15 protein-coding genes and 1 pseudogene are annotated in these 13,746 nt (G+C 74.1%); 5 read left to right on the plus strand and 11 right to left on the minus strand.

Annotated features, from left to right (window positions below):
• Positions 1–12: 12 nt before the first annotated feature.
• Positions 13–963, plus strand: a complete 951-nt coding sequence (gene coaA, locus ACVW07_RS06175; RefSeq protein ID WP_456818395.1) for a type I pantothenate kinase — start codon at positions 13–15, stop codon at positions 961–963.
• A gap of 33 nt (positions 964–996) precedes the next feature.
• Here the strand turns inward: coaA and ACVW07_RS06180 are convergent, their stop codons facing one another.
• The 7 genes from ACVW07_RS06180 to ACVW07_RS06210 form a co-directional block, all read right to left on the minus strand.
• A complete protein-coding gene (locus tag ACVW07_RS06180) occupies positions 997–1,668 on the minus strand; it encodes a hypothetical protein (protein WP_456818396.1) in 672 nt (223 codons plus the stop codon).
• Positions 1,669–1,809: 141 nt separating this feature from the next.
• Positions 1,810–2,529: a DedA family protein gene (locus ACVW07_RS06185; protein ID WP_456818397.1), complete on the minus strand. Its 720-nt coding sequence runs from the start codon at positions 2,527–2,529 to the stop codon at positions 1,810–1,812.
• 155 nt (positions 2,530–2,684) lie between these two features.
• Positions 2,685–3,359, minus strand: coding sequence for a peptide deformylase (locus ACVW07_RS06190; RefSeq protein ID WP_456818398.1), 675 nt, complete (start codon positions 3,357–3,359; stop codon positions 2,685–2,687).
• The gene (gene glmM / locus ACVW07_RS06195) at positions 3,356–4,705 is read right to left on the minus strand and encodes a phosphoglucosamine mutase (protein WP_456818399.1); all 1,350 of its coding nucleotides are present in this window, start codon (positions 4,703–4,705) and stop codon (positions 3,356–3,358) included. The genes ACVW07_RS06190 and glmM overlap by 4 nt, the downstream gene beginning before the upstream one ends.
• A gap of 132 nt (positions 4,706–4,837) precedes the next feature.
• Positions 4,838–5,326, minus strand: a complete 489-nt coding sequence (gene rpsI, locus ACVW07_RS06200) for a 30S ribosomal protein S9 (RefSeq protein ID WP_456818400.1) — start codon at positions 5,324–5,326, stop codon at positions 4,838–4,840.
• A gap of 38 nt (positions 5,327–5,364) precedes the next feature.
• Entirely contained in the window at positions 5,365–5,814 is a 450-nt protein-coding gene (gene rplM / locus ACVW07_RS06205; protein WP_456818401.1) for a 50S ribosomal protein L13, read from the minus strand.
• Positions 5,815–6,100: 286 nt separating this feature from the next.
• The gene (locus tag ACVW07_RS06210) at positions 6,101–7,057 is read right to left on the minus strand and encodes a LysR family transcriptional regulator ArgP (RefSeq protein WP_456818402.1); all 957 of its coding nucleotides are present in this window, start codon (positions 7,055–7,057) and stop codon (positions 6,101–6,103) included.
• 13 nt (positions 7,058–7,070) lie between these two features.
• Between ACVW07_RS06210 and ACVW07_RS06215 the strand changes: the two genes are divergently transcribed.
• Entirely contained in the window at positions 7,071–7,718 is a 648-nt protein-coding gene (locus ACVW07_RS06215; protein WP_456821036.1) for a LysE/ArgO family amino acid transporter, read from the plus strand.
• Between the two features lie 3 nt (positions 7,719–7,721).
• On the opposite strand, the gene ACVW07_RS06220 is transcribed toward ACVW07_RS06215, so the two are convergent.
• Positions 7,722–9,404 (minus strand): ABC-F family ATP-binding cassette domain-containing protein, encoded by a 1,683-nt coding sequence (locus tag ACVW07_RS06220; RefSeq protein ID WP_456818403.1) that lies wholly within the window; start codon positions 9,402–9,404, stop codon positions 7,722–7,724.
• Positions 9,335–9,502: pseudogene (locus ACVW07_RS06225) on the minus strand (hypothetical protein); the annotation flags it as partial. The gene ACVW07_RS06220 and the pseudogene ACVW07_RS06225, both read right to left, overlap by 70 nt.
• On the opposite strand from ACVW07_RS06225, the gene ACVW07_RS06230 reads away from it, so the two are divergent.
• Positions 9,490–9,927, plus strand: a complete 438-nt coding sequence (locus tag ACVW07_RS06230; RefSeq protein ID WP_456818404.1) for a DUF5709 domain-containing protein — start codon at positions 9,490–9,492, stop codon at positions 9,925–9,927. The pseudogene ACVW07_RS06225 and the gene ACVW07_RS06230 sit on opposite strands and share 13 nt — an antisense overlap.
• Here the strand turns inward: ACVW07_RS06230 and truA are convergent, their stop codons facing one another.
• Positions 9,928–10,803, minus strand: a complete 876-nt coding sequence (gene truA / locus ACVW07_RS06235) for a tRNA pseudouridine(38-40) synthase TruA (protein WP_456821037.1) — start codon at positions 10,801–10,803, stop codon at positions 9,928–9,930.
• A 165-nt stretch (positions 10,804–10,968) separates the two neighbouring features.
• Here truA and ACVW07_RS06240 point away from each other — a divergent pair, with 165 nt between their 5' ends.
• Positions 10,969–11,736 (plus strand): ROK family protein, encoded by a 768-nt coding sequence (locus tag ACVW07_RS06240; protein WP_456818405.1) that lies wholly within the window; start codon positions 10,969–10,971, stop codon positions 11,734–11,736.
• A gap of 46 nt (positions 11,737–11,782) precedes the next feature.
• On the opposite strand, the gene ACVW07_RS06245 is transcribed toward ACVW07_RS06240, so the two are convergent.
• Positions 11,783–12,754, minus strand: coding sequence for an AraC family transcriptional regulator (locus ACVW07_RS06245; protein ID WP_456818406.1), 972 nt, complete (start codon positions 12,752–12,754; stop codon positions 11,783–11,785).
• Positions 12,755–12,897: 143 nt separating this feature from the next.
• Between ACVW07_RS06245 and ACVW07_RS06250 the strand changes: the two genes are divergently transcribed.
• Positions 12,898–13,716 carry an NmrA family transcriptional regulator gene (locus ACVW07_RS06250; protein ID WP_456818407.1) on the plus strand — a complete coding sequence of 273 codons (819 nt, stop codon included), beginning with the start codon at positions 12,898–12,900 and terminating at the stop codon, positions 13,714–13,716.
• Positions 13,717–13,746: the final 30 nt, after the last annotated feature.

Raw genomic sequence — 13,746 nt, forward strand, 5'->3', positions numbered from 1 at the left:
ACAATCGTCCCCGTGCCACCGTCGCTCACCCCGGCCACCCCGTACGTCGACCTGGACCGCGATGCGTGGACCCGGCTCTCGGCCTCCACGCCGCTGCCGCTCACGGACGCCGACGTCGAGCGCCTCGCCGGGCTCGGGGACCCCATCGACCTGGCCGAGGTCGACGCGATCTACCGGCCCATCTCCCGGCTGCTGGACCTGCACATCGAGGCGACCCACGCGCTGCACGCCGCTTCGAGCACGTTCCTGCGCGAGGACGTCGGCGGGACCCCGTTCGTCATCGGTGTGGCGGGATCCGTCGCCGTCGGCAAGTCCACGACGGCCCGCCTCCTGCGCGAGCTCCTCGCGCGCTGGCCCGCCACCCCACGCGTGCAGCTGATCACCACCGACGGCTTCCTGTACCCGAACGCCGAGCTCGAGCGGCGCGGGCTCATGGAGCGCAAGGGGTTCCCCGAGTCGTACGACCGCCGGGCGCTGCTGCGGTTCGTCTCCAAGGTCAAGGCCGGTCGTCCCCAGGTCGGCGCCCCGGTGTACGACCATCTCACCTACGACATCGTGCCGGGACGCGAGACGGTGGTGAACCGTCCGGACGTGCTGATCGTCGAGGGCCTCAACGTCCTGCAGCCGGCGCGGCCGACGGCCGAGGGGTCGTCGAACCTCGCCGTGAGCGACTTCTTCGACTTCTCCATCTACGTCGACGCCCGCACGTCCGACGTGCGGCAGTGGTACGTGGACCGGTTCCTCACCCTGCGCCGGACCGCGTTCAGCAAGCCCGAGTCGTTCTTCCACCGGTACGCGTCCCTGTCCGACGAGGAGGCCGTCGAGCGCGCCGAGCAGATCTGGGACTCGATCAACGCACCGAACCTCGACCAGAACATCCTGCCGACCCGCAGCCGCGCCACGCTCGTCCTGACCAAGGGGTCGGACCACTCCGTCGAGCGCGTCAGGCTGCGCAAGCTCTGACGCTCACCTGACCGGTCGCTCGCCGCCGGCGGCTCAACCCTCGGGCGCGCCCCGGGGGGGAAGCAGCACCACCGGGTAGTCGTTGGTGTCGGTGTCGTCCAGGCCGGCGAGCAGGTCCTGCACGGCCTGCGTCGGGGCGCCGCACGCGTCGCGGGGCAGCACGGGCCGCACCGCACGGCCCAGCGAGTCGACGAGCCACACCACCGTGCGGGTGCCGTCGGCCTCCGCGCACGTCGCCGCGTCCCCGGTCCGGGTCGCCTCGAGGAGCGCGAGCAGCGGTTGGAGGTCCCCCTCGAGCCGGGCCTGGGTCACCGCCGCCCACGTACCGGAGGCGTCCCGCAGGCGGCCCCCCGTGGTGCACGTCACGACGCTCTCGGGCACGAAGTCGTCGGGGACCCGCCCCGGCGCAGGGACGTCGGGGTGCGCCGCCCGTCGGGCCCTCCCGCTGCTCGCTGCCGGGACGAGCTCCAGCGCGGTGAGCACCTGAGGGGCGAGACAGTCGGCCTGCACGGCGACCTGCGCGACCGGGGTGGACGGCGCCGGGCTCTGGCTGCACCCTGCCAGCCCGGCCGACCCGAGCAGCGCCGACCCGAGCAGCCCGGCGACGAGGCGCCTCCCGGCAGGACCCCGCGACGCGCGCGGCGCGACGTCGCGTCCGCCGGGCCGGGCCCGACGCCCACCTCCCGCCCACACCCGTTCCGCCATCGCCGCCCCCTGTGTCGTCGAACCGCACGACGACGCGACCCTCGGAGGGGCCGGCACGGGTGCGCGAGTGCCGACACCGACGTCGACCCGCTCTGAGAATAGACGTGCTTTCGCCCAGTCACCCGTCCTGTGACCGGATCGTTAGGCCGCCGGCTCGGATCGTGAGCGCTCCGTGACCTGGGGCAGCAGCGCCGCCGCGGGACCGGGCCTCAGGTCCCGGACGGCGCGTGAGACCGGCTCCACCGGACCTCGGCGGCGGCGGCGCAGGCGGTCGAGCGACGAGCGCCCGCGCCGCAGCGCCCAGTCGACGACGAGTCCGAGGAGGATGCCCCCCACCACACCGGCCGCCACGGCCAGCCACGGGCGGTCCCCGAGGAACGCGCCGGCGCCCACCCCGATCGCCGTCGAGTACAGCGCCCACATCACCGCCGCCAGGGCGGTGAGCCCCACGAACCGACGTCGGGGGTAGTGCAGGGCTCCGGCCGTCATGTTGACCGCGACCCGGCCGACCGGGATGTACCGCGCCGCGATGATGAACGCCGCTCCGCGCTCCGCCAGCGACCGCTCCGCCCAGTCGAGCGAGGCCTGCCCGCGCCGCCCCTGCATGACACGCAGGTCCCGGACGTGCACCCTGCTGCCGATCTGGTACGCCACCTGGTCGCCGGTGAACGCTCCGGCGGCCGCGACGAGCATCACGAGCGCAAGGTTCGGCGAGCCGGTCGACATGGAGAGCGACGCCAGGGCGATGACGATCGACTCGCTCGGCACAGGCGGGAAGAACCCGTCGACCGCCGCGAACAGGTACACCGCGACGAACACCCACGGGGAGCCGGCGAGGGCGAGGGCCCAGGACTCCAGCACCGGTCATCAGCTCCTGCGGTCGGGGGCGTCACGGGTCGGCGACGTCCCTCCACCGTAGGTTCCGCGGTACGCCGACGACATAGGGGGAACCCCCGGGTCGACCCTGGGGCGACCCCACCGGCACCCCCACTGCCACCCCGGCACGCAGCGTCCGCTCAGGACTCCAGCGCGAACCGCAGCGCCTTGGCGGCCGACTCGGGGCGCAGCTCGCTCGACCAGCGGTACCCCAGCTCGTTGGACGCGGCGAGCGAGCGCAGCTCGGCACGGTCCAGGTAGAGGGTCCCGCCCAGGTGGTCGGTCTCGTGCTGGACGATCCGCGCGGACCACCCGGTGACGACCTCGTCCAGCGGCCGGCCCACCTCGTCGTACCCGGTCAGGTGCACGCGACGGGCGCGCGCGACGACCGCCTGGTAGCCCGTGACGCTCAGGCAGCCCTCGTAGAACGAGACCCGCCCGGCGTCGAGCGGGACGTAGCGGGGGTTGACGAGCACGCGGAAGGGCAGCGGCGCTCGCTCGCGCGCGGCTGCGAGCTCCCCGTCCCCGAGCCCGGCGTCCTCGAGCACCGCGAGCGCCACGGGAAGCCCGAGCTGTGGCGCCGCGAGCCCCACTCCCGGAGCGGCGTGCATGGTGCGGCGCATCAGCGCCACCAGGGCCGTCAGCTCGTCGACCGCCAGCTGACCGTCGTACGGGACGGACGCCGCTCGGAGGGCGGGATGACCCGCCTGCACGATGGTCGCGGTGCCGTTCGGGCCCGCGTCCTCGAGCAGCCGCAGGACGACGTCACGCAGCGCGGCGTCCCGCCGACGGGCCGCGTCGGTCCCCTCGCTCACAGGCTGAGCCGGGCGGCGACGACGTCGGCGAGCTCGCGCGCCACCCGGTCCGCGTCGGTCTGGGTGGCCGCCTCGACCATCACCCGGACCAGGTCCTCGGTGCCGGACGAGCGCAGGAGCACCCGCCCCGTCTCCCCCAGCGCCTCCTCGGCCGCGCGGACGGCGTCGAGGAGTGCACCGTCCCGGTCGGCCCGCGCCTTGTCGACCCCGGGCACGTTGACGAGCGTCTGCGGCAGCCGCTGCACCACACCCGCGAGCTGCTCGAGGGTCCGCTCCGTCGTCACGACCCTGGCAGCGAGCTGCAGCGCGGTGAGGATGCCGTCTCCGGTGGTCGCGTGGTCGGCCATGATGATGTGGCCGGACTGCTCGCCGCCCAGCGAGTACCCTCCACCGCGCATGGCCTCCAGCACGTACCGGTCGCCGACCGCGGTCACGACGGTCTCGATCCCGGCGTCCGACATGGCCAGCCGCAGACCGAGGTTGCTCATCACGGTCGCCACGAGCGTGTCGTGGGCCAGCCGGCCCGCGTCGCGCAGCGTGAGCGCCAGCACTCCCATGATCTGGTCGCCGTCGACCAGCACCCCACGGGCGTCGACCGCCAGGCAGCGGTCCGCGTCGCCGTCGAACGCGACCCCGAGGTCGGCCTCGGACGCGACGACCGCCGCCTGCAGCTGCTCGGGGTGGGTCGAGCCGCACTTCTCGTTGATGTTCCGCCCGTCGGGCGACGCGTTGATGACGACCACGTCCGCGCCGGCCTCCCGCAGGGCCGCCGGTCCCACCTCGCTCGCCGCCCCGTTCGCGCAGTCGACGGCGATGCGGAGCCCGTCGAGCCGGCCGCCGATGGTGGAGACGAGGTGCTGCACGTAGAGGTCCCCCGCGCCGCCCGTGTCGAGGCGGATGCGGCCGACGTCGCTGCCGAGCGGGCGGTCCCAGTCCTCGCCGAGCCGCGCCTCGATCGCGAGCTCCACGTCGTCCTCGAGCTTGTGCCCGCCGCGAGCCAGGAACTTGATGCCGTTGTCCGGCATGGGGTTGTGCGACGCCGACAGGACGACACCGATGTCGACCCCGAGGTGGGCCGTCAGGTAGGCGACGGCCGGGGTCGGCAGCACGCCGACGTTGTTCACGTCCACACCTGCGGACGCGAGCCCGGCGGCGACGGCCGCGGAGAGGAACTCGCCGGACGCACGCGAGTCCCGTCCCACGACGGCCCGCGGCCGGTGGCCGGCGAACTCGCCGCGTGCACCGAGGATGTGCGCGGCCGCCACGGACAGGTCGACGGCCAGCTCTGCCGTCACGTCCCGGTTGGCGAGCCCGCGGACCCCGTCGGTCCCGAACAGTCGACCCATCACAGACTCCTTCGTCGTCGTGCCCGTCCGGGCGCAGGCTCGCGGCGCGTGGCAGCACCGCGGCGGGCTCCGCAGATGCCGATGGCCCCGAAGGTCACAGGACCGACGGGGCCATCGGGGAAGCGCGAAGGATCAGCGCTTCGAGTACTGCGGGGCCTTGCGGGCCTTCTTGAGACCGGCCTTCTTGCGCTCGACGACGCGGGCGTCACGAGTGAGGAAGCCGGCCTTCTTGAGGGCCGGACGGTTGTGCTCGGCGTCGATCGCGTTGAGCGCCCGGGCGATGCCCAGACGCAGCGCGCCGGCCTGGCCGGAGACGCCACCGCCGGTGATGCGCGCGACGACGTCGAAGCGACCCTCGACGTCAACGAGCTTCAGCGGCGAGTTGACGAGCTGCTGGTGCACCTTGTTCGGGAAGTACTCCTCGAGCGTGCGCCCGTTGACCTTCCACTGACCGGTGCCCGGCACCAGGCGGACGCGGGCGATGGCCTCCTTGCGGCGGCCCAGGGCCTGGCCGGGGGCCGTGATGCTCTGTCCACGGCCCGTCGGGGCGACCGTCTCAGAGGTGTAGGTCGTGGGCGTGTCGTCGCCCTCGAGGTCGATGTCGACCGTGGTCTCTGCCACTGGTGTCCTCGGTTCCTGTGTCTCTACGCGCGGCGGCCTCAGGCCTGCTGCGCGACCTGGGTGATCTCGAAGGGCTTCGGCTGCTGGGCGGCGTGCGGGTGCTCGCTGCCGGCATAGACCTTGAGCTTGGTGATCTGCTGGCGCGCGAGCGAGCTCTTGGGGAGCATGCCGCGGACGGCCTTCTCGATGGCGCGCTCGGGGTGCTTCTCCAGCAGCTCCGAGTACGCGGTGGCGCGCAGGCCGCCCGGGTAGCCGGAGTGGCGGTACGCGAGCTTGTTCTCGCGCTTGTTGCCGGTGAGGGCGATCTTCTCCGCGTTGATGACGATGACGAAGTCGCCACCGTCGACGTGCGGGGCAAAGGTTGCCTTGTGCTTGCCGCGCAGCAACGTGGCCACGTGAGTGGCCAGGCGGCCCAGGACGACATCGGTCGCGTCGATGACGTACCAGTTCCGCTCGACGTCGCCGGGCTTCGGGGTGTACGTGCGCACGGTCGTAGCCTTCGTTTCGTGTTGCGTGTCATGGGGCCCGCACGCACTGCAGTGGAACACACTGCCGCGAGCACCCGAGGATGGCTGTCGGAGCATCCCGTCCGGCGAGTGGGAAACGCACCGGGACGCCACCGCGGCAGCCAGGTGAGAAGCCCGGCGCGCGCGACAGGGGACGCACAACGAGACAACAGACTACCTGCCGCCCGGAGACGGGGTCAAAATGGCCGGGGTGTGACGTCCGACGACGCGCTTGGGCCCGCCGTCTCGGGCCCGCCGTGAGACCGGCTCAGCCCACCGGACGCAGCGCTCGAGCGGCCTCCACCACCCGGGCCGTCAGGTCGTCCAGGGTGGGTGTCCGCACCGACCATCGCTGCCAGTACAGGGGCACGTCGAGCCACGCCCCGGGCACCACGTCCACGAGCGTGCCGTCGGCCAGGTGCACGTCCGCCTCGGGCTCCGGAACCATGCCCCACCCGACGCCCCCGAGCAGCACGGCGACGAAGCCCGCGGTGGAGGGCACGTTGTGCACAGGTGCATCGCCGAGCACGGACGAGCGCTCGTGCCCGGCGGCCTTCCCAGGGCCCCGACCTCGGCCACGCTCCACCACCTGCGCCGCGTAGCGGTGCTGCAGGGCGTCGTCGGGCCCGAAGGTGACCACCGGCGCGGCCGCCATCGCGTCGGCGAGCGGCCGCTCGTCGAGCCAGCGCTCCCGGAAGCCGGGCGAGGCCATGGCCCGGTAGCGCATCGCTCCCAGCGCTCGCACCCGGCAGCCCTGCACCGGCGTGCTGTCGGCCGTCACGGCCGCGAGCACCGCGCCGTCGCGCAGCATCGCGGCGGTGGCGTCCTGGTCCGCCCGCCGGACGTCGACGGCCAGGCCGGGAGGCAGGTCACGCAGCGCGGCCGGGAACCACGTCGACAAGGAGTCGGCGTTGACCGCGACGGCGAGCCGGCGAGGGCCGGGCGCGCCAGGCCCGGGGCTCCCCGCGACCGACCGCAGCGCCGACCAGGTGTCGGCGGTCAGGAGCGCCACCTGTCCGGCCAGCCGCACGACCTGCACGCCGGCCGGGGTCACCGCGACCGGGCGCGAGCGGCGCACGAGCACCTGCCCGACCGACTGCTCGAGGGCGCGGATGCGCTGGCTGACGGCGGACGGCGTGACCTGCAGCCGTCGAGCCGCTCCCTCGAACGTCCCCTCGTCGACGACGGCGGAGAGTGCGGCCAGCTGGTCCGGGTCGAACGACATGAAGCGAGGCTACATGTGGCTGAAGAACATTCGCTTCTCTTCACGGCAGGGCTTGCCTACGGTCGACGACGTGACGTCAGCTCTCGCCGGTTTCCTCGCTTGCCTCTCCCTCATCGTCGCCATCGGCGCCCAGAACGCCTTCGTGCTCCGCCAGGGCATCCGCCGGGAGCACGTGGGTGCCGTCGTCGCGGTCTGCGTGGGGGCCGACGTGCTGCTCATCGCGGCCGGGGTCGGCGGTCTCGGAGCGCTGGTGCAGAGCAGGCCCGTCGCCCTGGCGGCCGCCCGGTACGGCGGGGCGGCGTTCCTCGTGCTGCTGGCCGTGTCCGCGGTCCGTCGTGCGCGGACACCCGGCCGGCTCGACCCTGCCACGACCGGGCCCGCCGGTCTGGGCGCCGTCCTGTCGACGTGCCTCGCCCTGACGTTCCTCAACCCGCACGTCTACCTCGACACGGTGGTCCTGCTCGGCAGCCTGGCCGGGCAGCACGAGGCTCCGTGGGGCTTCGCCGCGGGCGCCGCAGCCGCGAGCGCGCTCTGGTTCACCGCGCTCGCGCTGGGTGCCACCCGGCTCGGCCCCCTCTTCGCCCGACCGCGGGCGTGGCAGGTGCTGGACCTGGGCGTCGCCGCCGTGATGGTCACCCTCGCGGTGCTCCTCGTGGTGTGAGCGTCAGCGGGCGCGCTCCACGCGCGCCACGTCCCACACCGGCTCGGGCGTCTCGACGACGCGTCCGTCCGCGGCGAACACGAGGAAACGGTCGAACGTCCGCGTGAACCACCGGTCGTGGGTGACGGCCAGGACGGTCCCCTCGAACGCCGCCAAACCCGTCTCGAGCGCCTCGGCGGAGTGCAGGTCGAGGTTGTCGGTCGGCTCGTCGAGCAGCAGGAGGGTCGCCCCGCCCAGCTCGAGCAGGAGGATCTGCAGCCGCGCCTGCTGGCCGCCCGAGAGCGTCTCGTAGGTCTGCTCCGCCTGCGCGACGAGCTCGTACCGGTCGAGCGCCTTGCTGGCCTGCTCGCGGCCGAGCCCCGACCGGTGCGCGTCGCCCCGGTGCAGGATCTCCAGCAGGGTGCGCCCGACGAGCTCGGGGTGCGCGTGGTTCTGCGCGAACCACCCCGGTCGCACGCGGGAGCCGAGCACGACGCGTCCGGTGTGCGCGACCGGCTTCACCGGGGTGTCGTCGGCGGGCTGGTGCTCCGGGCCGGGGTCGCTGCCACCGGCGGCCAGCAAACGCAGGAAGTGCGACTTGCCGGAGCCGTTCGAGCCGAGCACGGCGACCCGTTCGCCGAACCAGACCTCCAGGTCGAACGGCTGCATCAGCCCCGTGAGCTCCAGGCCGGTCGCCACCACGGCGCGCTTCGCCGTCCGGCCGCCGCGCAGCCGGACCTTGACCGACTGCTCCCGCACCAGCACGGTCGGCGGCCCCGCCTCCTCGAACTTCCGCAGCCGCGTCTGCGCCGCCTGGTAGCGGGACGCCAGGCCGTCGTTGAACGCGGACTTCGTCTTCAGCGTGAGCACGAGCTCCTTCAGCTTGGCCTGCTCCTCCTCCCAGCGCCGCAGCAGCTCCTCCGCCCGCGAGCGGCGGTCGTCGCGAGCCTGGTGGTAGGTGGCGAAGCTCCCGCCGTGCACCCACACGGACGCACCGACGACCGTCGGCTCGAGCGTCGCGACGTGCGTGGCGACGTTGGACAGCAGCTCGCGGTCGTGGCTCACCAGGAGCACCGTCTTGGGTGAGGCGACGAGCCGCTGCTCGAGCCAGCGCTTGGTCGGCACGTCGAGGGCGTTGTCCGGCTCGTCGAGCAGCAGCACCTCGTCCGGGCCGCGCAGCAGCGCCTCCAGCACGAGCCGCTTCTGCTCGCCGCCCGACAGGCTCCGCACCTGCCGGTGCTGCCCCTGCTCGAACGGGATCGACAGCACGGCGTCGGTGACGCGGTCCCAGCCCGCCTCCGCCTCGTAGCCACCCACGTCGGCCCAGTCGACCAGCGCCTGCGCGTACCGCATCTGCGCGGGCTCGTCGTCGACCTCCATGATGCCGAGCTCGGCCGCCGCCAGCTCGACCGCTGCGTCGCGGACCGCCGCGGGCGCGAGCGACGCCAGCAGGTCGCGGATCGAGCGGTCGTCGTCGATGCGGCCCACGTCCTGCCGCATGACCCCGAGCCCACCGCTGCGGCCGACCGACCCGGCGTGCGGCTGCTCGTCGCCGGCGACGATCCGCAGCAGCGTGGACTTCCCGACGCCGTTGGGCCCGACGAGAGCCACCCGGGCGCCGTCGCCGACCCGGAACGTCACGTCGTCCAGGAGCGGACGGCCGTCGGGGAGGACGTAGCCGATGCCTCCGATGTCGAGATGACCCATGCGCCCAGTGTCCCTGCTACCCGCGGGACGACGAACCGCGCCCGACCCCTGGCGGACGCGCGGCGCTGGTGCGAGGGTCGAGAGCATGAGCGACACCTCCGCCACCAGCCCTGACCCCGAGCTCGGCAGCGAGGGCGACACCGACCAGCTGACCACCGAGGACACGCTCCTCGACCGGGGCCTGGACGACCAGCTGGACGAGGGCTACTCGCCGCCCGAGCGACCGCGCGCGAACCACTACGGCGAGACCTCGTGGGAGGAGCAGCACCGGGAGACGATCGACCAGCGCATCGCGCAGGAGGAGCCGGAGGTCTGGGAGGCGTCGCCCCACGCCACCGGGGACCGCGAGCCGCTGCGTGCCGGGCGGCTCGTCGCGGACGGTGACGCGGTCCAGGCCGGCGTCACCGACGAGTTCGCGATCGACGCCGGCATCTCGGGGGGCGCCGCCTCGGCCGAGGAGGCCGCCGTCCACCTCATCGAGGAGGAGTACGTCGACGACCGCCGCTACCGCGACGACGAGTAGTCAGCCGCAGCAGCCCGGAGGGGCGTCCACGTCGTCGGCCTCCCGACGCGCACGCGTCTGCTCCGCGCGGGCGGAGAGCTCCTCGTCGCTGGGGTAGCCGACGGCCTCGAGCGTGAGCCCTCGCGCCGGGACGACGGTCGCGCCACCGTCCCTCCGCCGCCCGACGAGCAGGTCCGCGGGCCAGCCGGTCGGCCGGCGCCCCTCCCCGACGGCCAGGCTGGCGCCGACGAGCGCGCGGACCATCGAGTGGCAGAACGCGTCGGCCTGCACCTCCGCCACGACCAGGCCGGCGTCGGGACCGTCGGCGGCCCGCCTCCACCGGAAGACCTCGAGCGTGCGGATCGTCGTCGCCCCCTGGCGGGGCTTGCAGAACGCCGCGAAGTCGTGACGGCCGAGCAGCGCGCGAGCGGCCGTGTCCATCGCGTCGGCGTCCAGCGAACGGCGGTGCCAGAGCACGTGCGCGCGGGTCAGCGGGTCGCGGTGCTCGTGGTCGTCGCAGACCCGGTACGCGTACCGGCGCCGCAACGCGGAGAACCGGGCGTCGAACCCGTGCGGTGCGACAGCGGCACGGTGCACGACGAGGTCGGGCGGCAGGACGCCCGCGAGCCGGGCCAGGAGCGCCTCCGCCACGGGGCGGTCCGACCTGCCCCGGGCCGCGTCGAGCAGCACGGTCTCGACGTCCACGTGCGCAACCTGCCCCCGGGCATGCACGCCTGCGTCCGTGCGGCCCGCCACCGTCACCCGCGGCGCGGGCCGCCCCAGGGGGACTGCGCGGAGCACCGTGGCGAGCCCGTCCTCGAGCACCCCCTGGACGGTGCGCCGACCGGGCTGGAGGGCCCAGCCGGCGAACCCGGTGCCGTCGTAGGCCAGGTCCAGCCGGAGCCGGACGACGTCGGCCCGGACCGCGTCGTCGGTCCGCGCGTCGGACTGCGCGTCGGACTGCGCGTCGGGTTGCGCGTCGGTCGTCGTGCTCACGGGCCACCACGGTAGTCGTGACCGCGTCGCACCCGGCCTCACGCCGCCAGGGCCTACCGTGGGCTCGTGCCGAGCGCCGCACCCGACCCGTTCACGCTGGCCGTCGACTGCGGCGGCGGTGGCATCAAGGCGTCGGTGCTCGACGCCGCAGGCACTCTGCATGCCCCCGCCGTCCGCGTCCCCACCCCGTACCCGCTGCCACCGGACCGGCTCGTCGGCACGATCGCGGACATCGCCGCCGGCCTCCCCCGCGCGGACCGCGTGACGGTCGGCCTGCCGGGCATGATCCGGCACGGTGTCGTCGTGGCGACCCCGCACTACGTGACCCGCTCCGGCCCCCGGTCGCCGGTCGATCCCGACCTCCTCGCGGCGTGGGCCGGGTGCGACGTCCGCGCGGCCGTCGAAGCCAGGCTCGAGCTGCCCACACTCGTGCTGAACGACGCCGAGGTGCACGGAGCGGGCGTCGTCTCGGGCACCGGTATCGAGCTGGTGCTCACGCTGGGGACCGGCCTGGGCTCCGCGCTCTTCGACGGCGGGGTGCTCGCCCCGCACCTCGAGCTCTCGCACGCGCCCGTCCGCTGGGGCACCACCTACGACCAGTACGTGGGTCAGGTCGAACGCGCCCGTCTCGGTGACGGGCTCTGGTCGCGGCGGGTGCGGCGGGTCGTGGAAGGGCTGCGGCCGGTGTTCCTGTGGGACCGGCTGTATCTCGGCGGCGGGAACGCACGCCAGGTCACGCCGCAGGTGCTCGACCGGCTCGGCGACGACGTGGTCGTCGTGCCCAACCAGGCGGGGATCGTCGGCGGCGTGCGGGCCTGGAGCCTGCAGGGCTGACGGACGACCCGCACCCTCTCGTCGCCCGCAGGCGCAGCGGGACGGATCACACCGTCACGACCACCGCCGCCCGCTCGTGCCGCGCCCGACCGGGAGGCACGCCGTACTCGCGCTTGAACGCCCGGCAGAACGCCGCCTCCGAGCGGTAGCCGACCTGGCGTGCGACCACCGCGACCGATGCGTCGCCACCGACCAGATGGTCCCGGGCCGTCCGCAGCCGCCACGTCGTGACGTAGCGCATGGGCGGTTCGCCGACCACCTCGGCGAACCGCGCGGCGAACGCCGACCGGGACATCCGCGCCTCGCCGGCCAGCGACACCAGCGACCAGGGCCGCTCGGGCCCGCGGTGCACGGCGGTCAGGACCCGGCCGAGGTGCGGGTCCCGGAGGGCGGCCAGCCAGCCCTGCCGTGCCTCCGGCGCCCGCTCCAGCCACGAGCGCACCACCTGGACGACGAGCACGTCGGCCAGACGCGTCATCACGGTCTCGCCACCGGGCCGGCTCCCGGCCGCCTCGGCGGCGACGAGCCGCAGGACGGTGTGGAACGCGCCTGCCGTGTCGTCGTCCCAGGAGTCCACGTGCAGCACCTCGGGGAGCTGGGCCACGAGTCTGCGGGTCGCCTCCGCGTCGACCGTCATCACCGCGTACGCGATGCGCGTCAGGTCGCCGCCGCCCCCGGACCGCAGGACCTCGTACCGCTCGCTCACCTGCTCGACGGGAAGGTCGAACAGCGGCGTGACCGGTCCGTCGGGACCGCTGCGCACCCGGTGCGCCGTCCCGTGCGTGACGAGAGCGACCGATCCCGCGTCGAGGACGGTCGTCGGCCCGCCGTCCAGCTCGAGCTCGGCCCGCCCGGCGGTCACCACGAGCAGCGCCATGCACCCGTCGAGCGGGGGCACGGTGGCGCCCCACGGTGCGGTCAGCTCGGCCCGGCAGTACAGGGTGCCCGTGAGGCGCAGCAGGTGCAGCGCGTCCCCCAGGGGGTCTTCGACAGGAGCAGGGCGAGAGGGCGTCGTCACGTCGGTGAGCCTGGCAGCGGGTTGTGCCGATCGTCCAGCGGCTCGGACGATCGGCACAGAACGCCGGACAGCAGGTCATGGTGCGTCTCGCCCGGCGCGATGAGAGTGGTGGAGCCACGACATCGCTCCCTGGAAGGACAACCATGAGCTCCGCACCCGTCGCCGTCATCGGCGCGACCGGCACCGTCGGTCGCCGCATCGTCGAGCGGCTCGACGCCCTCGGTCGCACCTCACGACCCCTCTCCCGACGCACCGACCCTCGCTTCGACTGGGACGACGAGTCGACCTGGCGCGTCGCCCTGGACGGCTGCCCGGTCGTGTACGTGTCGTACTACCCCGACCTCGCCTCCCCCGAGGCACCGGCACGCATGGAGCGGCTAGTCGACCTCGCCGAGGACCTGGGCGTGCGCCGGATCGTCCTGCTCTCCGGGCGGGGAGAGGCGGGCGCCGGGCGCTGCGAGGACATCGTGCGCGCCTCCACGGTCGAGCACACCCTCGTCCGCGCCAGCTGGTTCGCGCAGAACTTCGTCGACGGGTTGCTGCAGCCCTCCGTCGTCGCCGGCCTGCTCGCCCTGCCCGCGGGTGACGTGCTGGAGCCGTTCGTCGACGCCGACGACATCGCCGACGTCGCCGTCGCGGCGCTCGTCGACCCGCACCATGCCGGCCGCGAGTACGACGTCACCGGCCCCCGGCTCCTGTCGTTCGACACGGCCGCTCGCGAGATCTCGTCCTGCACCGGGCGACCGCTGCAGTACGTGCCGATCGACTCCGCCACGTTCCGGTCCGCGCTCGTCCCGGAAGTCGGCCTCGAACGCGCCGACCTGCTCACCGACCTCTGCGCAGAGGTGTTCGACGGCCGCAACGCGTCGCTCGGCACCGGCGTCCACGACGTCCTGGGGCGTCCTGCCCGCGACTTCGCGGACGTGTGCCGCGAGGCCGCCCTCGCGGGGGCCTGGTCGTGACCACGGGGACAACGCGCCCGGCCCCCGCCC

Source organism: Cellulomonas sp. URHB0016 (assembly GCF_054057935.1).

Bases quoted from the DNA above. Each gene is read 5' to 3' on its own strand.
- ACVW07_RS06220 (WP_456818403.1), bottom strand. From the start codon at position 9,404: ATGGGTCATCTCGACATCGGAGGCATCGGCTACGTCCTCCCCGACGGC.
- ACVW07_RS06215 (WP_456821036.1), top strand. From the start codon at position 7,071: ATGTGGCTGAAGAACATTCGCTTCTCTTCACGGCAGGGCTTGCCTACG.
- ACVW07_RS06250 (WP_456818407.1), top strand. From the start codon at position 12,898: ATGAGCTCCGCACCCGTCGCCGTCATCGGCGCGACCGGCACCGTCGGT.
- glmM (WP_456818399.1), bottom strand. From the start codon at position 4,705: ATGGGTCGACTGTTCGGGACCGACGGGGTCCGCGGGCTCGCCAACCGG.
- ACVW07_RS06230 (WP_456818404.1), top strand. From the start codon at position 9,490: ATGAGCGACACCTCCGCCACCAGCCCTGACCCCGAGCTCGGCAGCGAG.
- ACVW07_RS06180 (WP_456818396.1), bottom strand. From the start codon at position 1,668: ATGGCGGAACGGGTGTGGGCGGGAGGTGGGCGTCGGGCCCGGCCCGGC.
- ACVW07_RS06210 (WP_456818402.1), bottom strand. From the start codon at position 7,057: ATGTCGTTCGACCCGGACCAGCTGGCCGCACTCTCCGCCGTCGTCGAC.